The sequence below is a fragment of the Sphingomonas cavernae genome (assembly GCF_003590775.1).
GTDB lineage: Bacteria > Pseudomonadota > Alphaproteobacteria > Sphingomonadales > Sphingomonadaceae > Sphingobium_A > Sphingobium_A cavernae.
The window spans coordinates 1,365,456-1,383,958 of record NZ_QYUM01000002.1; the positions used below are offsets into that span (position 1 = coordinate 1,365,456).

The following is an 18,503-nucleotide window of genomic DNA, read 5'->3' on the forward strand; positions in this document are numbered from 1 at the left end:
CATCGCAGCATAGCATCGCCGCCGCCCCGCATCCGCGGGGGAAATTACGCGGTCGAAATCACAGCGGGGCCAGTTGCAGGAAGCTCGTATATAATCCGCGGTCGCGTGAGCCGCGACTCACGCGCTCGGTGCTGCCGGAGGTGGACCATGAAACTCGCCGATCTGAAGCGCGCGGGAGAGGAGCGCCCCGTCTGGTCCTCTCCGATTGCGGATGTGAAGGGCAACACACATTATGAGCTTTCGATCACCGGGCCGGGCGCGGCGATCGAGGAGGTCTTCGAGAAATCCGATTTCGAGATCGAGATCGCGCCGGGCGCCCCCGTAGAGCAGGCCGAGGCGATGTCGAAGCGCTTCCTCAAAAAGCATATCGGGGATCGCAGGTTCGACGCGCCATCGCTCGACGACATCCTCACGCTGCGCGACCACAAGCCCCCCGCCACGCCCGACAATCTGAAGGACGCCGTCACCGTCTATCTGCGGCCGACCGAGGGGGAGGGCACGCTCTGGGTCGTCTGGTTCCCAGTGCTGTTTGTGCCGCCGGCGACGCCCCTCCTGTTTGTCCTCCCCCGGGTGTGGTGGACCTGGTCGATGGTGATTCCGTACACGGGGAATCCCGACATCATCCTGTTTCGCGACGCCCCGCTGCCGCCGATCGTTGACACCGCTTTCGCGCCCGGGACGACGGTGGAAGGCGTGGAGTTCGTCGGACCGGCGCTGCCCTGGGCCCAGTCCCACCCATGGCATATTGTCTTCACCTTCACGGCGCCGACGCTGACCGACTTTGCGATGGGCGGGCACAGCATCCCCTGGATCGCTTAGTTCCGGCCCGCCGCTGCCGCGGGGCTTCGCGCTGCAGGAACCGCCACAGCGTCAGGAACGCCCGCCCGCACCGGTCGTGCCACCGTACGGGGCGCCCGCTCAGCGGGCGGGGGCGCTGCCCGGCGGGAACTTGGCGAACATCTTGTCGAGATCCTTGTTGAGCGTCTTGGTCGCCTTGTCGGGCGACGAGGGGAGCGTGCCCGTGGCGGTCCCTCTCCACACGGCTTGCTGCGTCCTCGCATCGAACATGTCGACGATGAGCGTTCCGACGGCATAGCTGTGAACGGTGGTCGTGGCGCTTCCCATGCCCATTCCGCCCCAGCCGCGCCAGCCCCAGCCGCCCATAGGGCCGCCTGTGTAAAAGGTGTCGAGCGACTGCTTCTCGGAGGTTGAAACATGCGCGGCGACGGCGACATCGCCCTTGTCGGCCGCGAGCGTCCAGCCCTTGGCCTGCAGCCGCGCGTTGACGCTGTCGACGATGCGTTGCTGCATCAGCGGAGAGCCGCCTTCGGGCTTCATCGCCCAATAATATGTCTTGTAGGCGCTGAAGTTCGCCGCGGGGTCGGCGTCGGTCGTCACTTTCGCGCTCGCAGGCGAGGCGGTGCAGGCGGCGATGAGCAGCGCAAGGGCCAGCTTTCGCATGATCGGTCTCCTGTCTTCATCGGCTGATCCGCATCGCGGCCCAATGCCGAAGGCCGTTCAGGATTAGGCGCAATGCCGCGCGCGCGGTATCGGGCTTCCACCTGAGTTGGGACCGGAAAAGTCCTGATGCGGACGTCCGTCGGTCCCGCCCGACGCGCTTCGCTTCCCCGCCGCCGCGCTATGGCTGGCAGAAGTCCAGTTCTTCGCACAGTCTGCGGCAAAGCGCGTCGATCGCCCGGAACAGGCCGAGCAGTTTGTTGAGCTGGTCGCTCAGCCAATCGATGATCTGCTCGCCGAACAGCTCCTTGAGGAAGGCCGCGATTCCGTCGAGCGCCAGCCCGTCGAGCAGCGCGCCGAGCACATCGCCGAGGATATCGCCCGGCATCGGTATGCCCACCGCCGCCAGCGCGGCGTTGATCGCCGCCTTCAGCGCCTTTCGGCAAAGCTTGCAGGACAGGTCGGCGCGCGCTTCATTGATCTGCCGCCGCGCCCAGCCGACGAATATGCGAAAGCGCTCGCCCACCTGTCCCGTGACGCCGACGAGCAGCGCTTGCGCGCCCTGATGCATCGCGCCCGCGTAGACCGCGACATCGGGCAGGGTCGAGATATTCTGCGCGTTGATGCCATCGACCATCGGCGCGATCGGAACCCCGCCCACCGCCTGCCCTTCGCCGTCGGGCCCAAGGCGTTCGATCAGGACGAGCGCCTGACCTGCGTGGGCATAGGCCACGGGCTCGGGCAAGGCGATCTGCAGGCTGGCCTGACCATTGTGATCGAGCTGCACGTCGAATTCGTTGATGAGGTACATCATCGCCATGTCCCCTGGGGCTGACCATTTTGGCGGCCAGCGCTTGCGCGCGCGAAGCTATGCGATCGGGGTTGCGAAGGCGAAGGCGCGTTGGGGGTACTGCCTGTTGTCGGCGTTTCGCGCTCGGGCTCCCGCTTGCCGGGGATCATTTCCCGAGGGCAACGAACATGCCAGGCAGATCCCGTCGACGGCAAGGAAGAGCTCTATCCGACTATCTTGCCGGCCAGCGGAACGCCAACCCTATGCCAGCGTCCCCGACCCCAAGGAGGAGGATCGCCGCGACAAGCAGTTCGAGGCGCTCATGCAGAAGAATGCGCGCACGCTGAGCGCCGAAAGCGGCGAGCGCGGCGTCACCGCGCCCCGGGCGCGCGGTCGCGTCCGGCCCGCTACAGCGTCCCGCATTAGTCGCCTCCGAGCCCACCCGTTCCCGCGGCCGGGAAAGGGAAGTCAGATCTCCTGCGCCCCCAGTACATAGGGATAACCCTTGAGCAGCAACCGGCCCGTCGCGGGGTCGATCGCCCAGTCCTGCGGGATTGCGCTCAGCGCCTCGACCGCCACCATTCCCTCCGCCGTGCGCGAGACGCGGAAGCTGCCGCCGCCCAGCGTCACGGTCTGCTGCACGCCGCCCGCCAGGTCCACCGTCGCCTCGGCCTCCTTGTGCCCCGAATCCTTCCGGGTGGAGAGCGGGTTGGTATAGTCGTCGAGCGCGAAGCTGCGATGCTCGAGCGTCACCGCATTGCCCTTGATCGCGCCGAGCACGATGCGGTGGCCCACGCGCAACTGGCCCACCGCCATGATGCTTCCGTGATTGGTTGGCTCGAGCAGCAGCGCCGCCTTCTCGCCCGCCTGTTTGTAGCTGAAGAACAGCACCGGCCCGGCCCAGGGCCGCGTCTTCACATTGTTGGCGTCGGCGATACCCGGTTGAAAGGCGGGCGGGGCGGCGAGGGTGCCCGTCACCGCTTCGGCATAGCGCTTGCCGTTCTTGCGCACCGTCGCGGTGCCGTCGCGTGTCATGCACACCGATAGCGCGGCCTTGCCCGGGGCGCCGGGCGCCTCGGCGGACTGGGTGCAGTACACCTTCGATCCGTCGGCGAGCCGCCAGCCCGTGAACAGCGCACCCGCGGGGACATGCGCGGGCAAGGCGCCGTCCACATCGAACGGCGCGGTCGGCTTGCCCGCCCTTTGCGTCAGCGTGACCGAGGATTCCCACAGCACTGCCTTGGGCGTCGCCGAGGGTGCGCTCGCCGAGCCCGTGTCAATCACCGGCGGGTCCCAGGCGGCTTCAGCCACCATGTCGGGCACCTCTCGGCTCAGCTTGATATTGGCGATAACCCCCGCCGAGGCGGCGCCCGACATCGCCACCGAACACGTCAACGCCAGTGCAACACGCTTCATTGCTATCCCCCCAGATAAAGCCCGTGCCGTATCTCGTCGGTCAGCCCGGCAAAGGCAAGCCGTTGTAGCGCCGGGCTTTTCGTTTTCGCGCTGCCTTCCACCGTCTGAAAACGGATTAGCATTGGGATCACGGCGCGCGATGCGACTTCCGGGACGCCGTGATGACAGTGCCGGTAAAGGCGCCGCTCTCATCCGCGCGTTGGGAAGTCGTTCCTGGCCTAACTTTCCCTAACCTTTTTCCAGCAAAGCCTCACCCCTCCCGACCGCCCGTCACGATCACTTGCACCGCCCCTGCATCGAAGCCGTCGAGCAGCCGTGCGTTGAACCCCAGCCGCGGCGCTTCGCCCTCGGGGAAGCAGTCCGCGAACCGCTCGGGCAGTGCGTGCCAGTGCGTGCTGCATCCGCAGGTCGCGCAGAAGCACAAGGCGATCATCCGGTCGCCATGGCTGTAGCGCGACAGCGCCGCCTCGCTCTCCGGCGCCAGCTTGAAGTCGTCGGGGTGGCAATAGGCCGTCAGATTGCCGAGCTTGCGACAGATCGAGCATCCGCATGACTTAACCTCGCGCGGCATCTCCGGCACCGAAAAGCGCACCCGCCCGCAGTGGCAGCTTCCCTGAACGCTCATCGCTGGCTCCTGACGATCGGCACTGGCGAGAAGACCGGCGGCGGCCGGTTGGAGTCGATCATCGGGCGCGATGCGGCTCTGCGGGCGCTTTCACGCATGCGCTCGCTCTGCCAGGCGCGCGGTGACCGTCCTGAGCTTCCGGGAGAGCCCGGCTCGCCGTTCGCCCATTGCCTGAACTCCAGCTCCCTCATCCGTTCCTCGCTGCGTCCGGTCTCGTACAGTCGCACAATGCCGGCGCGTTCGCTTATAGAAACCTGCGCGTCCAGCCGCCACCGGTCGCGCGTCCCGGCGAGCGGCGGGACCAGCGCAATCGTTCCCGCGCGGCGGTCACCGACCATGACGACCAGCGATACCGGATCGGAAGGCGATGTACGTTCAAAACCAAGCAACGCATCGCGGTCGTCGGCGGGATCATAGCTGATGACGCGCGCGGCCGGCAGTGCCGCGTTCTCGGCCTCCTTCGGCGATGCCTCGGCCGCCGGCTTGGGCCTCTCCACGCCCGCCCAGAGCGCCGCCGCGAGCCCACCCGCGATCACCACCCCCAAGGCGAAAGCAACAAACACCGCCCGCATGTCCCAATATCCTCCCGAATTCACCTGCCATCGGACCCTCGCAGTGCGCGGTTAACAAAGCGCTTTTCACGAAGGGGGGCAGTTCTCGAGACTTTCGCCCTCCCTGCGAGCGCGGTCGCGGTCATGACTGATGGAAGATCTCAATGCCTTTGAGCACGGAGATCGCGCGTCAGTGTCGCGTATTGCCGCCCGTCCGCGCCGCGAGCACAGTGCCGAGGATCGCCGCCACCTGCGCGAGGTCGCCCAGCGTCTTGCCCGCGCTCTTGCGCGCCACCCTGGCCTCTTCGGCGGGCGCGCCACTGCCCGACTGGCCGCCTTCGCCGTCCTTGCCGGCGCGCATTTCCCTGGCAAAGGCCATCAGCCCCGCCGCCGCCATCTCGGCGACAAGCGGATGCTTGAGCAGCGCAATCAGCTTCTCGCCGTCCTTGCGCAGTGTCTTCGGAATTTTCATCCCGCCGATTTCCTTTGGCAGCCTGTCGGCCTTCTTTCCCTTGACGGTCTTCCCGCCCTTCGCGGTCTTGTCTTTCCTGGCCATGCGCTTCTCCGCCCTTGCGCGCGCATTACACGCCCAAGCCCCCCACGCGTCAAATCATTCGCTTGCCACGCGACGCGCGAGCGCGTGGGGTGGCCGAGAGAGCGGCGTCGCGCCCTGCTCGCCGGTCGCCTTTGCATCGGGCGTGGCTGGCGCAGCCGCTTTGGATGCATCGGCGCCCGAAGGGCCGGTGACTACGTCGAAATCGAAACTGCCGATCATAATTGCCTCCTTGGTTGGGGAGGCCGTCTGGCGCGGAAGCGGGAAGTGCCTGTCTGTGAAAAGCCGCACGCCGCCTGAGCTCAGGCGGCTTTCCGTTTTCAGTCTTGCGTCAGTCGCGCAGGCCGGGAACCGCCAGGATGTACCAGCGATACCAAAATCGACCGTAGGGAAGATGCGCTTGCATGACGCGGCGATCCCTAGCCGCAAGTGTTCGCCGGGGCAAGCCGGACACGCCGGCGCACCGCTTGACGGCGGCTTCGCTTTAATATAACCATATAGTTATTGAACTAATGAGTTGTGGAATGAGCCAGTCCGAACGCCTCGATGCCATCTTCACCGCGCTCGCCGATCCCACGCGGCGCGCGATCCTGGCGCGGCTTGCCGAAGGCGAGGCTTCGGTGGCTGAGCTCGCCGAGCCCTTCGCGATGAGCCAGCCCGCAATCTCCAAGCATCTGAAGATGCTCGAGCGCGCGGGTCTCGTCTCGTCGGGGGTCGCGGCGCAGCGTCGTCCTCGCCGGATCGAGGCCGCCCCGCTTGCCGAAGCGTCGGGCTGGCTGGAGGAGTATCGGCAGCTCTGGGAGCGCAATTATCAGCGTCTCGATGCGCTGCTCGCCGAAATGAAAGCACTGGAGGACCGGGCAAGGAAAGGAAAGCCGCAATGAGCAACGCCCTTACCATCACCAACAAAGGCGATACCGAAATCGTCATCACGCGTCAGTTCGATGCGCCCCGCCATCTTGTCTTCGAGGCGATGACCGTCCCTGCGCTCGTCCGCCGCTGGCTGCTCGGTCCCGAAGGCTGGAGCATGCCCGTGTGCGAGATCAATCTCAGCGTCGGCGGCCATTATCGCTATGAATGGCTCAACGCCGATGGCCGCACGATGGGCATGGGCGGCACCTTCCGCGAGATCGTCGTCCCCGAACGCATCGTCCACACCGAGCTGTTCGACGAGGACTGGACCGGGGGCGAGACGCTCTGCACGCAGGAGTTTGTCGAGGCAGGCGCGTGCACCACGCTCGTCACCACGGTCATCTATTCCTCGACCGCGGCGCGCGACGCCGCGCTCAGGAGTGGAATGGCCGGCGGGATGGAGACGGGCTATGCGCGGCTCGATGCGATCTTCGCCGAACGGCTTGCCAAGGAGGAGGCGCAGTGAACGCGCAGGCCACGCAGGCGGCGCCATCGCGCCGCCTTGGCCGCACGCTCCTCGCGATCGGCGTCGGGCTGCTCATCAACTTCGTCGTGGCGCTGGGGCTCGATCAGCTCTTCCACGAACTGGACGTCTATCCGCCCTGGGGCGAGCCGATGAACGAACCCGGAGACAATGCGCTCGCGCTGTCCTACCGCGTCGTCATCGCGGTCGTCTCATGCTATGTCGCGGGTCGGCTCGCGCCCTGGGCGCCGATGCGTCACGCGATGATCCTCGGCGGCATCGGCTTCGTGCTGAGCAGCCTCGGCGCGGTCGCGGCGGCGAACATGGATCTGGGGCCGCTCTGGTATCCGATCGCGCTCGTCGCGGTGACTTTGCCCTGCGCGTGGGTCGGGGGCGTGCTGGCCCGCCGTGCTGTCGATTCGGGAGAACGATCATGATCCGCAAGGTCGCCTTCACCATGTACCCCGTCTCCAACATGCCGCGCGCACGCGCCTTCTACGAAGGCGCGCTCGGCCTCTCGTCAGGTTGGCCCGAAACCAGTCCCTGGGTCGAATATGACCTGCCCGAAGGCGGGTGCCTGGCGATCACCACGGTCACCGCCGAGGCTCCCAGCGCCAGCGCGGGCGGCACGATTGCCTTTGAGGTCGCGGATCTCGATGCGCTCGTCGCCGGTCTCAAGTCGCGCGAGGTGACCCTCGTCGGCGATCTCGTCAAGGGACCGCATTGCCGGATGATGGTCTGCCTCGATCCCGACGGCAATTCGATCGTGCTCCACCAGCTCGACCCGAAGCAATAGCGCGAGCGCTCAACGGCGTCCGATCAGGCGCTTGATCGGCAGGTGGTGCGGCGTGCTCTTGCCGAATTCGCTCTCGAGCGCCTGGCGGATCGCCTCGAGTTCCTGCTCGCCCAGATGCTCGATGCCGATGAACTCGTCGCGCGCGCCGCGTACCGCACGGATCAACTCGTCGAGCTTGGCCTGTATCGCGCTCGCATCGCGGTTCTGCGCGTTCTGGATCAGGAACACCATCAGGAAGGTGACGATCGTCGTCCCGGTGTTGATCACGAGCTGCCAGGTATCGGACCAGCCGAATATGGGGCCGCTCGCGCCCCACAGGATGACAATCGCGAGCGCGATCGAAAAGGTGACCGGTTGTCCCGCCCAATGCGCCACCCGCTGCGCAATCCGCTCGAACCATTTTACCATCGCGAACCCCCCTTTGGCTATGTTCCGAAGCATCATGCTGCCCGCGCCGGTCCACGGGGGCAAGCGCCGCCGATCGTAAGCTCGGAACGCTCGCGTTCCAATGTGCGGCGAGCTGTGATAGCTTCCCCCTACCCGCGCTTCGTGAGTCTCAACCAAGAGGTCGCGCCGCGATCCGCACTGCGATGTAGCGTTCCTGTCCGTCCAACGCGCCGCGCTGCGTGCATGTCCGCGCGCCCCGCGGCCATGACTGGGAATACTGATCATGACCACAATCGATCGGATCGCGGGCCTGGTGCCCGCCGCGCTTGCCTTTGCCGTGCTCTGCGTCGCGCCTGTGGCGGCGCAGGAAAGCTCCTACACCCCCGATGTATATTGGGAGGTGGCGATGATCGACGTCGAGGACGGGCAGGGCGAGAATTATGCCGACTATCTCGCGCGCGAATGGAAGGCGACGCAGGAGTTCGCCAAGAGCAAGGGCTATATTCAGGACTATCACGTGCTCGCCAACAACAACAACCGCGAGGACGAACCCGATCTCTACCTCATCACCGTCTTCAAGAAGATCTACGACACGCCCGAACAACTCCGTCAGCAAAAGGAGTTCGAGGCGCACATGAAGAAGGATGCGCGCGTGCTCGACAGCGAGTTCGGTGCGCGCGGCAAGATGCGGCGCGTGACGGGCAGCATGCTGCTGCGCGAACTCAAGCTGAAATAGCAGCGACGTGCGCGCCGCGCCGGCGGTTCAGGGCTGATCGTCGCGCCGGCCGCGCGGGCGGTTGGTGTCGACCGTGCCGCCCAGCGCATCCTCGTCATCCTCGATCTCGTCGGCATCGGCATCGCCGCCGAGATCGGGGACCAGATCGGTCTGGATCAGGCCCTTTGCGGGCCCCTCGCTCTCGACCTCGAGCATCTGCGCTCGCTGCTTCTCGTCATAATCGTCCTTGATCCAGGCGCCGTCGACGCGCTTGCCGTCGACACGCGAGGCCAGCGGCGTTCCTTGTCCCGCGGCGTCGCGGAATTCCTTCTCCACCTGTTTCCGGTCGATCGACACCGCGCACCTCCATTTCTCGACGCCTCTCGGCCCGCGACCCTCGACCCTGCGCTTATAGCATGAAAGTGCGGCCAACGCCCGCCCCGCCACAAGCTCTCCAAGCGAGCCGGGGAGGATGGCGGATGGCCCAAATGGCGAACGGGGGCTGGCATCGCTGCCAGCCCCCACGCGCCAAGCCCGGATCGCCCAGATTTGCGACCGACGACCCATCCTCAGGCATCCTCGCGGGATCCTTGTCGAATGACCCTGTCCCGCACGGCGATTCTCTGACGATATCGCGCGGCGGGCGCTTTCGCGGAGCCTTTGCGAATATCATCGTCGATTGCCCGGCCACCGCGATTGCCAAGGAAAATCCTTGTCCGGCGGCGGCGCCGCAAAAGCCCCGCTCGTATCCGCCCAGCGCTTTTCGGCCGGGCGGATGCTTTCATGGCGCGTCGAGTCGCGCAAAGGCGAAAGCGGGTCGCTTTACCTGTGGATAACGGGGATATCGGGGAGAAGCGGCGGACAACATGCGCCGCCGATTTTCGCGTCCAAAAAAAGCACGCGGTTTCGCGCACACGAATGGGGGCTGGCATCGCTGCCAGCCCCCACTGCGCCGGGTCCGGATATCGCCACCTTGCGGCGGCCGCCCCGATCCCTGGCGTTTTGCCCTGCCTTTGCGCCTGAGCGCTCCGACATTGCATGGGCTTCGTTATGACTTTTCGTTCGGTTTCCGCCTTGGCGTTCGCCTCGCGACAACTCATCGATTGCCCTGGCGACTGTTTCCAAATGATTTTTCCCAAGAAAAACCGTTCTTCTTCAGTCTCCTGTCGCCGCGTCCTGCCTCCCGTTTCCGTCGGGCCACTTCGGCTACAGGGCGAGATTTCCACGACGGACTGAGTCGCGCAATGCGCAAAATCAAGCCTTTGGCCTGTGGATAATGGGGATATCGGGGATAAGCGGCGCGGCGCTCGATCGTTGAGCGCCCAGTGCCATTTGGACGCTCCGCGTGCAACCCGGAAATGGCGCCGATGGGGGCCGGCCGCCACGGCGCCGCCACGCCGTCTGGACGGCTCGTCCATGAAAATGGGCGCTTCGACGCCTTTTGACCTGATGCGGACCTCGGCCCGTTGCATGGGAGCCAGCGCCATGGCTTGAGGAGCGCGCGCTGAATGGTGTAATGACGTCATGTAATAAAATTATTACTATAAATCAATGCGTTATGTTGTTGTATCAGGTTCATGCAACCGGCGACATGATGGGCGCGTTGAGTAAGGGTCATTGATCAAAATCAATAAAAGGGACTTTGTTATGCGTAGTTTGTTTCTTGCTCTGGGCGCCGCGTCGCTTGTCATTCCCGCCACTATGGCGCTGCCGACCGAAAAAGCTGAGGCGCGGAACAATTACAAGTACAAGGAATGGCGTGGCCGCGACGGCCGGACCTATTGCCGCAAGTCCGATGGCACGACGGGCCTGATCGTCGGTGCCGCGGGCGGGGCGCTGCTGGGCCGCGCCATCGACACGCGCGGCGAGCGGACAACGGGCACCGTGCTCGGCGCTGCCGCGGGCGCGCTGATCGGCAAGGAAGTCGACAGCAAGCGTCGCTGCCGCTGACATCGGCGACAATTCAAGAGGGCGGGATGCCATTGGCGTCCCGTCCTTTTTCATTGTCCCGCATGGCGACTACGTAAAAACCCACGGCTCGTCTACGAAACCTAACGCCCTGTCGTGAGTTCGTGGTATGTATAGTGCCACTGAAAGGGGAAGTAGCATGCGTGTCTTGCCTGCCGAACACACCCGAGCCATCGAACCGGGCCTCATGGGATACCGGATCATGTATCACCGCGAAGAGGCAAATCATTGCCCTGGCTGCGGTAACAGCAACTGGCACATCGGGCGCTTGTCGGCACAATGCGCATTCTGCGACACCAGCCTGCCCTTCGCCGATGGGGGCATAATCTCTATGGCATCGCCGCTCCACATCTGAGTCGGGGGAGCGGCGCTAGCATACCGGACGGTTCAGCTCGTGAAATCGAGCTGAACGACGGTGGTGGGCGTTGCCCGGCAATGGATCGGGATGCCCGGTCGCCATCGAGATAGGTCGCGGTGGTCTCGGCGCGGAAGCGCCATCCGCCGTTGCCCGGCTCGATATGGGCCAGTCGGTCGAATCTGAGCCGCGTGCCCGCCGTTGCGCCGATCTGGCGCGCGGCTTCGAACAGACAGATCTGCATGGATGGTCGCGCATCGGCGGGCAGGCTCGACAGGTCCGCCGAGATTGCCAAATACGCAGCTCTCAGCCGAGCATCCGATCGTCAAACAGCCCGAAAGCGAGCGTCGATGCGTAGAGGTCGATCGCGTCCGCGGGGGCGAGGGCGTCGGCCCAGTTATGCAGCTCATAGGCGGCGTTGAGCATCGAGACCAGGGTCTGGCTCGCGACCAGCGGATCCACGGCGCGCACCGATCCTTCGCTGATGCCGTCGATCATCATGCCCGCAAAGCGTCGCGCGACATGGTCCGAGCGCTCGACCATCGCACCGCGCACGCGTGGCGGAAGCGCCTGCAGTGCGGTCGTCCTGAGCAGCGGCCCGCGCTCCGAGAACTGGACATCGAGGATCATCGCGATCGCGGAGCAGATCCGTTCCCACTGGCTGCCACCGGCGCGGTCGGCCGCGCGCTGTGCCTGCGAGAGCGTTTCGAAGCTGTGCGCAAAGCAATCGACGACCAGCTCGTCCTTGGCATCGAGATGATGATAGAAGCTGCCTTTGGTGACGTTGAGTTCGGAGGCGATCCGGTCCACCGACGCGCCGCGATAGCCGCGCTCATTGATCAGCCGCGTTGCCGCCTTGAGGAAGCTGCGCCGTGCGAGTTCCGGGCCCTCAAGCGGCGTGTCCTGCGCAAGGAGCGTCCGCACCGGCGTCCAGACGGCGTCTTGGGGCGCGAGCCCCTTGTCGAACAGTTCGAACATTCGCCCGGCAAGGCGCGGAAACTCGTCGGTGGCATAGTGCTGCACCCAGCCGGGCAGCCAGAAGATCGTCTCGACCAGAACATGCGTGCGCGCGGTCAGCAACGCCTTGGCCCGATCGTCGCTGGTCGCGCCGAAAAAACCGCGGATCCGGCGCAACAGACCGCGATACCGGTCCGCCAGGGCGTCGCGCTCGGGTCCGTCCATCGCGCGCAGGTCGGACAGCACCGTAAAATGCGGTTCTTCGCCTTGTCGTATCCGCGCGCGCTGCGCGAAGCTCTCCTCGACATAGGCGCGCACGCGCGATCGTGGATCGGTCGCGCGTTCGGCTGTGGCAACGATCGCCTCTATGCGATCGAGCGAGCGGTCATAACAGGCGGCGGCGAGCACTTCCTTGCGCTTGAAATAATAGGTGACGCTGGTCGTGTTGAGCCCGACCACCGCGGCAACATCGGCCAGGGTCATGCCCCGCGCGCCATTCTCGTTGATCTCGGCCGCCGCCGCGTCGAGGATCAGCTCGCGCTTGCGCTGGAAACGCGCGGTCTCGGGTCGGTTCGTGGTCGCGGTATCGCTGGTCATAGCGGAATAGCTAGCAATTTGCGCCTTGCTCGAACAGTCGGTCTTGTATCGCGGATACGATGCACCCTATCCATAACGATGATGGAGAGAAATACATGACGACGCTGGCCGACATCATCGCGGGCGCGAGACCGGGCGAGGCCGGGCTTCGGTTCGATATTCCGCCGACCTGGATGCAGGGGCGAACGGCCTATGGTGGCCTTTCGAGCGCGCTGGCGCTCCACGCGGCGCAAGCCACCGCGGCGGATTTGCCGCCGCTGCGCACCGCGCAGATTTCGTTCGTCGGGCCGCTCGCGGGCGCGGTCGAGGTCCCGACGAAGACGCTGAGGCGCGGGCGTACCGCCGCTTTTGTCAGTGCCAATGTGCAGGGCGAGACTGGTCTTGGACTTGGCGCGACCTTCGTTTTCATGGGCGATCAGCCTTCGCATATCGATCACGTCGCGCTGCCTGCGCCGTTGGCCTTTCCCGATCCGTTCCCGGCACCGCGCTCGAGCGAAAAGGTCGAGTATTTCTTTCAGAATTTTGAATATGTCGAAGCCGCAGGCGATTTCGAAGCCGCAGACTATGTGCGCTGGGTGCGGCTGAAGGCGCGTGACGGGCTCGATCCAATGGTCGCACTGATGGCGGTCGCCGATGCGCTGCCGCCCGCGGCAATGGGTCTTGCCACGCAGCGCGGACCGATCAGTTCGATGACATGGCTGGTCAACATGCTGACCGCCAAGCCCGAGACGCGCGATGGCTGGTGGCTGCTTCACTCGCGCACCGACTACGCACGCAATGGCTGTTCGAGCCAGAGCATGGCGATCTGGAATGCCGATGGCGTGCCCGTGGCGAGCGGCATGCAGAGCGTGGCGCTGTTCATCTGACCCCGTCCGCGCGGCCGGGCGCCCGGCTCAGTGGCGCGCAAAGACCGTATGGCCACCCGCGCCAAAGGCAATCACCGCATAACGCTGTGGCTTGACCCGGGCACCTTCATGCCGGGCGAGCCGATCGGCATGCCCGGAACCGCGAGCCCACGGACGCCCTTGGGGCGCCCAGCGAGCAGGCGTCTCATGTCGGCGATGGGGACATGCCCCTCGAACGCCATGCCATCGACGATCGCGGTGTGGCAGGACGAAAGCTCGGCGGGCACGCCGAGTTTCTTCTGCAGCGCGGGCCGATCGGCATTGTCGACGACCTTGACCTTGCGCCCGAGCTGCCTGGCCACCTGCGCCGCCCATTGCGAGCAGCATCCGCATCCGGGATCGCGGTGCATCGTGATGTCGCCCGCGGCCAGCGCAGCGGTCGACGTCAGCGCCAGAACGCCCAGCGCGGCACGAAGAAAGGTTTGTTTCCTGATCACGCGAAATTCCTTGTCCGTCGGAACCGGATCATGATGCCATGCATCAGGCTGGTCGAGACGCCTTAAAGGGAGGAGCCGACGGGATCGGCCGCCGGCTCCTCCGGATCGGCTATTTCGGAGCCTTCTCCGACATGTCGCGGCCGGCGTGCGGGTCCTTGGCGGTCTCGCCCGGCTTCGCCTTCATCTTGTCGCAGCAGGATTGCTTGTCCGCTGCGCCCTTGTCGCAGCAGCAGCAATCCTTCTTTTCGCCGTGCGCGTGGTCCTTATGCGTCGGCTCCGCCGCATGCGCGGCAATGGGGAGGGCCATCGCAACCGCGAGGCCGAAAATGAACGTCTTCATGCAAGTCTCCGTCGAAAGTGATTCAGCAAAAAAGCGATCACGCGGCGCGCGGTGGCGGATCGGCGGGAGCGGGGACAACGCCTGAAAGCGCGTGCACCGCGCCGATCTGGGGCGGCGATTCCGGCCAGGCGACGCCTGCGGATACGACCGGGATTGCGGGAAGCGCGAATGTGCATGCGGCAAGGCACGTCGGCGCCGATTGCGGTGACGATGGCGCGGGATTCGAGTCCGGGCTGCAATGCAAAGCTTCCGCACTCATATCCATGGGCGCGGGCAGGGCGGGCGTTGCAAACGCAGCGTCGCATCCAAGACCCATGCGCCCCAACAACAGCACACCGAGCATGGCCAGCAGAATGGACCGCGTCGGTAACAGCCGTGCAATGCCGCGCTTTGGGATCATGGCGCCCGAGATACCTGTCCGATCCGGGACCGGCAAGTCGGGGAGCTTGACTCTGACATGATGGCAAACTTTATATCATGGGGCGTCGATAAGGAGCACACGATGAATCACGCCCATCACGCACATTGTTCAAGCAACGCTGTCGGCCCCGAAGAGGCCCGCAGCACGCGCGATCCGGTATGCGGCATGAGCGTCGATCCGCAAGCAACGCCGCACCATGTCTATCATGGGGGACAAGATTTTCATTTCTGCAGCGCGGGGTGTCGGACAAAGTTCCTGGCCGATCCCGAACGCTATCTTTCGGGCGCGCAGCGTGAGGCGCCCGAAGCACCGCCGGGCGCGATCTGGACATGTCCGATGCATCCCGAAATTCGGCAGCAAGGGTCTGGGACGTGCCCGATCTGCGGCATGGCGCTCGAGCCCGAGGAGCCTTCGCTCGACGATGCCCCCAATCCTGAACTGGTGGATTTCACGCGGCGCTTGCGGGTGTCCGCGGTGCTGGCGGTGCCGCTGCTGCTCGTGTCGATGGGCGCGGATATGTTCGGGCTGCATCTGGTGAGCGCGAAGGCTTCGCCGTGGCTGCAGCTCGCGCTGACCGCACCGATCGTGCTCTGGGCGGGCTGGCCCTTTTTCGAGCGCGGCTGGATGTCGCTCAAAACGCGCCATCTCAACATGTTCACGCTGATCGCCATCGGCGTTGGCGCCGCCTTCGCCTACAGTCTGGTCGCGACATTCGCGCCCGGCCTGTTCCCGCCAGCCTTCCGCATGCACGGGGGCATGGTGCCAGTCTATTACGAAGCGGCGGGCGTGGTGGTGACGCTCGTGCTGCTGGGCCAGGTGCTCGAGTTGCGCGCGCGCGCTGCAACGGGCCGCGCCATTCGCGCGCTGATGGATCTTGCGCCGCGGACCGCGCGGAGGATCGGAGCGGATGGCGCCGAGGAGGAGGTTCCGCTCGCCGAGATCGTGGTGGGCGAGCGCCTGCGCGTGCGCCCCGGCGAGGCGGTGTCCGTCGACGGCGTCGTGATCGACGGGCGATCGGCCGTCGACGAGTCGATGCTGACGGGCGAACCCCTGCCCATCGCCAAGCAGGCGGGCGACGCGGTGACGGGGGGCACCGTCAATGGCACCGGCAGCCTCGTCATCGAAGCGCGCGCGGTCGGCGCCGACACGATGCTGGCGCGGATCGTTCGGATGGTTGCGGAAGCGCAGCGCAGCCGGGCACCGATCCAGGCGGTTGCCGACCGGATATCGGGCTGGTTCGTGCCGCTGGTCGTGCTGATCGCGATCGCAGCCTTTGGCGTCTGGTATCTCGTCGGGCCCGAACCCCGCCTCGGCCACGCGCTGCTTAACGCGATTGCGGTCCTGATCATCGCCTGCCCCTGCGCGCTTGGCCTCGCCACCCCAATGTCGGTGATGGTCGGCGCGGGGCGCGGCGCGCATGCGGGTGTGCTTATCAAGAATGCCGAAGCGCTCCAGGCCTTTGAGACGGTCGATACGCTCGTCATCGACAAGACTGGCACGCTGACCGAAGGCAAGCCGCGGCTGATCGCAATCGAAGCCACGGGCGCGATCGCGGAAGAGGAGCTGCTGCGGCTCGTAGCGGCCGTCGAGGCGCAATCCGAACACCCCCTTGCGCATGCGATCACCACTGCCGCCGAGGAAGCCGGGGTGGAGTTCGCTCAGGTCGAGGATTTTGCTTCACAGACGGGTCTTGGCGTCAGCGCGCGCGTCAACCGACGTTCGGTGGCGATTGGCAATGCCGCGCAGATGCGGCGGATCGGCGTTGATCCGGCACCACTCGAAAATGCCGCCGACGCCCACCGGGCCAATGGCGGTGGCGTGATGCTCGTCGCGGTCGACGGCGCGCTCGCCGGACTGCTGGCGGTTGCGGATCCGGTGCGTCCGGGCGCGGCGGAAGCAATCACGGCGCTGCGTGGCGAAGGGCTGCGCGTCGTCATGCTCACCGGCGACAATCCGAGGACCGCCGAAGCCGTCGCGCGCGCGGTGGGTGGGCTTGATGAAGTCTGCGCCGAACTTCGCCCCGAGGACAAGGCGCGGATCATAACCGAGCTCAAGGCGGGCGGCGCGCGCGTCGCGATGGCGGGCGACGGGGTCAACGATGCGCCCGCGCTGGCTGCGGCCGATGTCGGGCTGGCCATGGGCACGGGCACCGATGTCGCGATCGAGAGTGCGGGGATCACGCTGACGCACGGCGATCTTTCAGCGATCGTCCGCGCGCGACGGCTTGCCCGGGCGACGATGCGCAACATCCGTCAGAACCTGTTCTTCTCCTTTGTGTTCAACGGTATCGGCGTGCCTGTGGCGGCGGGTGTGCTCTATCCTGTGACGGGTATTCTCATGTCGCCCATGTTCGCGGGCGCCGCGATGGCGCTTTCCTCCTTCACCGTCATATTGAACGCTCTCAGGCTGAATCGGGTGAAGCTATGAAGATTGGTGCGGTTTCGAAGGCATCGGGCGTCTCGCAGCGGATGATCCGGCACTATGAGGCGATCGGGCTGATCGCGACGCCCGCGCGTCGCGATTCGGGCTATCGCGACTATTCGGAAGCCGATGCGCACCGGCTGCGTTTCATCGCCAATGCGCGCGACCTCGGTTTCCCGATCGGGGAAATCCGCTCGCTGCTCGGCTTATGGTCCGACGCGGGCCGCGCGAGCAGCGAAGTCAAGGCCATCGCGCTGGCACGCGCCGAGGACCTGAAGCACAAGGCCGAGGCGCTCGATGCGATGCGGCGGACGCTGATGGATCTCGCCGTGCGCTGCCATGGCGATGACCGACCCGACTGCCCGATCATCGAACGCATAGCCGGAGGGTTAGCTTAGCAGCGCTGCAGCCATCGCGGCGAGCGCCAGCGCGACCACCGTGGGGATCACCACCGCAAGCATCGGTCGGGGGCCGCTGTCGAGCAGCGTGTTCATCGGTGAGCGCATGCCCGTGGCGGCGACCGCGCAAGCGAGCATGGCGCTTGCCGTCTGTTGGGCGATGTCGCCAACCATCGCCGGAATCGTGATGGCGGAATTGAGCGCGGCCAGCGCGAAGAAGCCAATGACGAACCAGGGCAGGCGAAAATATGCGGTCCGTTTTGCGCCTTCGGTCGGGAAATAGAGCGCGGCCAGCGCGAGCACCGGCGCGAGCAGCGCGACACGCGCGAGTTTCACGATCGCCGCGGTCTCGCCCGCACCCGGCGAGAAGGAATAGCCCGCGCCCAGCGCCTGCGCGACATCATGGATCGAGGCGCCGATCAGGAAGCCCGCACCGGTATCATCGAGCCGCATCAGGTGCGCGACGATCGGATAAAGGAACATCGCGAACGAGCTGAGCGCCGAAACGATCACGAGGACGAGCGTGAGCTGCGCCTGGCTCGCGCGGCGCTCGCCGAGCACCGCGGCGAGCGCGAGCGCCGCCGAAGCGCCGCAGATCGCGACCGCGCCTCCCGCGAGCGTGCCGAACGCTGCACCCAGCCCGAGCGTGCGCGCGGCGACCACGCCCGCGCCGATCGTGGCGGCGACTATGAGCAGCAGCGCGACCAACGCCCAAGGGCCGAGATCGGCGACCTGCGCTATGGTGACACGCAGGCCGACCAGAACGATGCCCAGTCGGAGCAGCGTGCGCGAGGCAAAGGCAAGTCCCGGTGCCAGCCGCGCATCGGCGCTGAGAAAGTTGAGCGAGAGCCCGATAAGGAGCGCCATCAGCGTCAGCGGCGCGCCATAGTGATCCGACAGATAGCCCGCAGCGAGCGTTGCGAGCACCGCGACGCCGAGGCCGGGGAGATAATGGACCGGGGTTACCCGCGGTGCAGGCTCGAGATCGCCATAGAGATCGGCGCCTTGCGGCAGACTACGCGTGGACATGTTGATCAT

Annotated in this window: 23 protein-coding genes and 1 pseudogene; 10 read left to right on the top strand and 14 right to left on the bottom strand. The window is 65.8% G+C overall.

Annotation, left to right across the window (positions count from 1 at the left end):
• Positions 1-147: 147 nt before the first annotated feature.
• Positions 148-819 carry a hypothetical protein gene (locus D3876_RS06695; protein ID WP_119760517.1) on the top strand — a complete coding sequence of 224 codons (672 nt, stop codon included), beginning with the start codon at positions 148-150 and terminating at the stop codon, positions 817-819.
• Between the two features lie 99 nt (positions 820-918).
• On the opposite strand, the gene D3876_RS06700 is transcribed toward D3876_RS06695, so the two are convergent.
• From D3876_RS06700 to D3876_RS20395, 7 genes are all read right to left on the bottom strand, one after another.
• Entirely contained in the window at positions 919-1,461 is a 543-nt protein-coding gene (locus D3876_RS06700) for a DUF4136 domain-containing protein (protein WP_119760519.1), read from the bottom strand.
• A gap of 178 nt (positions 1,462-1,639) precedes the next feature.
• A complete protein-coding gene (locus D3876_RS06705; RefSeq protein ID WP_119760521.1) occupies positions 1,640-2,278 on the bottom strand; it encodes a hypothetical protein in 639 nt (212 codons plus the stop codon).
• 438 nt (positions 2,279-2,716) lie between these two features.
• Positions 2,717-3,664 (bottom strand): hypothetical protein, encoded by a 948-nt coding sequence (locus D3876_RS06715; RefSeq protein WP_119760525.1) that lies wholly within the window; start codon positions 3,662-3,664, stop codon positions 2,717-2,719.
• Between the two features lie 250 nt (positions 3,665-3,914).
• Positions 3,915-4,289, bottom strand: a complete 375-nt coding sequence (locus D3876_RS20745) for a GFA family protein (protein WP_119760527.1) — start codon at positions 4,287-4,289, stop codon at positions 3,915-3,917.
• The gene (locus D3876_RS06725) at positions 4,286-4,861 is read right to left on the bottom strand and encodes a hypothetical protein (RefSeq protein ID WP_119760529.1); all 576 of its coding nucleotides are present in this window, start codon (positions 4,859-4,861) and stop codon (positions 4,286-4,288) included. The genes D3876_RS20745 and D3876_RS06725 overlap by 4 nt, the downstream gene beginning before the upstream one ends.
• Positions 4,862-5,030: 169 nt before the next feature.
• The gene (locus D3876_RS06730) at positions 5,031-5,396 is read right to left on the bottom strand and encodes a hypothetical protein (RefSeq protein ID WP_119760531.1); all 366 of its coding nucleotides are present in this window, start codon (positions 5,394-5,396) and stop codon (positions 5,031-5,033) included.
• Between the two features lie 54 nt (positions 5,397-5,450).
• On the bottom strand, positions 5,451-5,615 hold the full coding sequence (locus D3876_RS20395) for a hypothetical protein (protein ID WP_182911900.1): 165 nt from the start codon (positions 5,613-5,615) through the stop codon (positions 5,451-5,453).
• A gap of 302 nt (positions 5,616-5,917) precedes the next feature.
• Here D3876_RS20395 and D3876_RS06735 point away from each other — a divergent pair, with 302 nt between their 5' ends.
• The 4 genes from D3876_RS06735 to D3876_RS06750 are packed head-to-tail and all read left to right on the top strand — an operon-like array spanning position 5,918 to position 7,564.
• On the top strand, positions 5,918-6,277 hold the full coding sequence (locus tag D3876_RS06735; RefSeq protein WP_119760533.1) for an ArsR/SmtB family transcription factor: 360 nt from the start codon (positions 5,918-5,920) through the stop codon (positions 6,275-6,277).
• Positions 6,274-6,771, top strand: coding sequence for an SRPBCC family protein (locus D3876_RS06740; protein ID WP_119760535.1), 498 nt, complete (start codon positions 6,274-6,276; stop codon positions 6,769-6,771). Before D3876_RS06735 ends, D3876_RS06740 begins: the two co-directional genes overlap by 4 nt.
• Positions 6,768-7,205, top strand: a complete 438-nt coding sequence (locus D3876_RS06745) for a hypothetical protein (protein ID WP_119760537.1) — start codon at positions 6,768-6,770, stop codon at positions 7,203-7,205. The genes D3876_RS06740 and D3876_RS06745 overlap by 4 nt, the downstream gene beginning before the upstream one ends.
• The gene (locus tag D3876_RS06750; protein WP_119760539.1) at positions 7,202-7,564 is read left to right on the top strand and encodes a VOC family protein; all 363 of its coding nucleotides are present in this window, start codon (positions 7,202-7,204) and stop codon (positions 7,562-7,564) included. Before D3876_RS06745 ends, D3876_RS06750 begins: the two co-directional genes overlap by 4 nt.
• 9 nt (positions 7,565-7,573) lie before the next feature.
• On the opposite strand, the gene D3876_RS06755 is transcribed toward D3876_RS06750, so the two are convergent.
• On the bottom strand, positions 7,574-7,972 hold the full coding sequence (locus D3876_RS06755; RefSeq protein ID WP_119760541.1) for a low affinity iron permease family protein: 399 nt from the start codon (positions 7,970-7,972) through the stop codon (positions 7,574-7,576).
• Between the two features lie 262 nt (positions 7,973-8,234).
• Between D3876_RS06755 and D3876_RS06760 the strand changes: the two genes are divergently transcribed.
• Positions 8,235-8,687 (top strand): hypothetical protein, encoded by a 453-nt coding sequence (locus D3876_RS06760; protein WP_119760543.1) that lies wholly within the window; start codon positions 8,235-8,237, stop codon positions 8,685-8,687.
• 27 nt (positions 8,688-8,714) lie between these two features.
• Here the strand turns inward: D3876_RS06760 and D3876_RS06765 are convergent, their stop codons facing one another.
• Complete coding sequence (locus D3876_RS06765) at positions 8,715-9,023, bottom strand: hypothetical protein (RefSeq protein WP_119760545.1); 309 nt, start codon at positions 9,021-9,023, stop codon at positions 8,715-8,717.
• 1,290 nt (positions 9,024-10,313) lie between these two features.
• Between D3876_RS06765 and D3876_RS06770 the strand changes: the two genes are divergently transcribed.
• Positions 10,314-10,616 (top strand): glycine zipper 2TM domain-containing protein, encoded by a 303-nt coding sequence (locus tag D3876_RS06770; protein ID WP_119760547.1) that lies wholly within the window; start codon positions 10,314-10,316, stop codon positions 10,614-10,616.
• Positions 10,617-10,963: 347 nt separating this feature from the next.
• On the opposite strand, the gene D3876_RS20400 is transcribed toward D3876_RS06770, so the two are convergent.
• Together D3876_RS20400 and D3876_RS06780 are read right to left on the bottom strand one after the other, a co-directional pair.
• Positions 10,964-11,284 carry a hypothetical protein gene (locus D3876_RS20400; RefSeq protein ID WP_182911901.1) on the bottom strand — a complete coding sequence of 107 codons (321 nt, stop codon included), beginning with the start codon at positions 11,282-11,284 and terminating at the stop codon, positions 10,964-10,966.
• 11 nt (positions 11,285-11,295) lie between these two features.
• Positions 11,296-12,543 (bottom strand): TetR/AcrR family transcriptional regulator, encoded by a 1,248-nt coding sequence (locus D3876_RS06780; protein ID WP_119760551.1) that lies wholly within the window; start codon positions 12,541-12,543, stop codon positions 11,296-11,298.
• 95 nt (positions 12,544-12,638) lie between these two features.
• On the opposite strand from D3876_RS06780, the gene D3876_RS06785 reads away from it, so the two are divergent.
• On the top strand, positions 12,639-13,409 hold the full coding sequence (locus D3876_RS06785; protein ID WP_119760553.1) for a thioesterase family protein: 771 nt from the start codon (positions 12,639-12,641) through the stop codon (positions 13,407-13,409).
• Positions 13,410-13,436: 27 nt separating this feature from the next.
• On the opposite strand, the pseudogene D3876_RS06790 reads toward D3876_RS06785, so the two are convergent.
• Both D3876_RS06790 and D3876_RS06795 read right to left on the bottom strand, forming a co-directional pair.
• Positions 13,437-13,798: pseudogene (locus D3876_RS06790) on the bottom strand (DUF411 domain-containing protein).
• 196 nt (positions 13,799-13,994) lie between these two features.
• Positions 13,995-14,225 carry a hypothetical protein gene (locus D3876_RS06795; protein WP_119760555.1) on the bottom strand — a complete coding sequence of 77 codons (231 nt, stop codon included), beginning with the start codon at positions 14,223-14,225 and terminating at the stop codon, positions 13,995-13,997.
• A gap of 502 nt (positions 14,226-14,727) precedes the next feature.
• Here D3876_RS06795 and D3876_RS06805 point away from each other — a divergent pair.
• The gene (locus D3876_RS06805) at positions 14,728-17,073 is read left to right on the top strand and encodes a heavy metal translocating P-type ATPase (RefSeq protein WP_119761132.1); all 2,346 of its coding nucleotides are present in this window, start codon (positions 14,728-14,730) and stop codon (positions 17,071-17,073) included.
• Positions 17,070-17,465, top strand: a complete 396-nt coding sequence (gene cueR, locus D3876_RS06810) for a Cu(I)-responsive transcriptional regulator (RefSeq protein ID WP_119760559.1) — start codon at positions 17,070-17,072, stop codon at positions 17,463-17,465. The genes D3876_RS06805 and cueR overlap by 4 nt, the downstream gene beginning before the upstream one ends.
• Here the strand turns inward: cueR and D3876_RS06815 are convergent.
• Complete coding sequence (locus D3876_RS06815) at positions 17,457-18,503, bottom strand: YeiH family protein (protein WP_420801939.1); 1,047 nt, start codon at positions 18,501-18,503, stop codon at positions 17,457-17,459. The two genes, cueR and D3876_RS06815, sit on opposite strands and share 9 nt — an antisense overlap.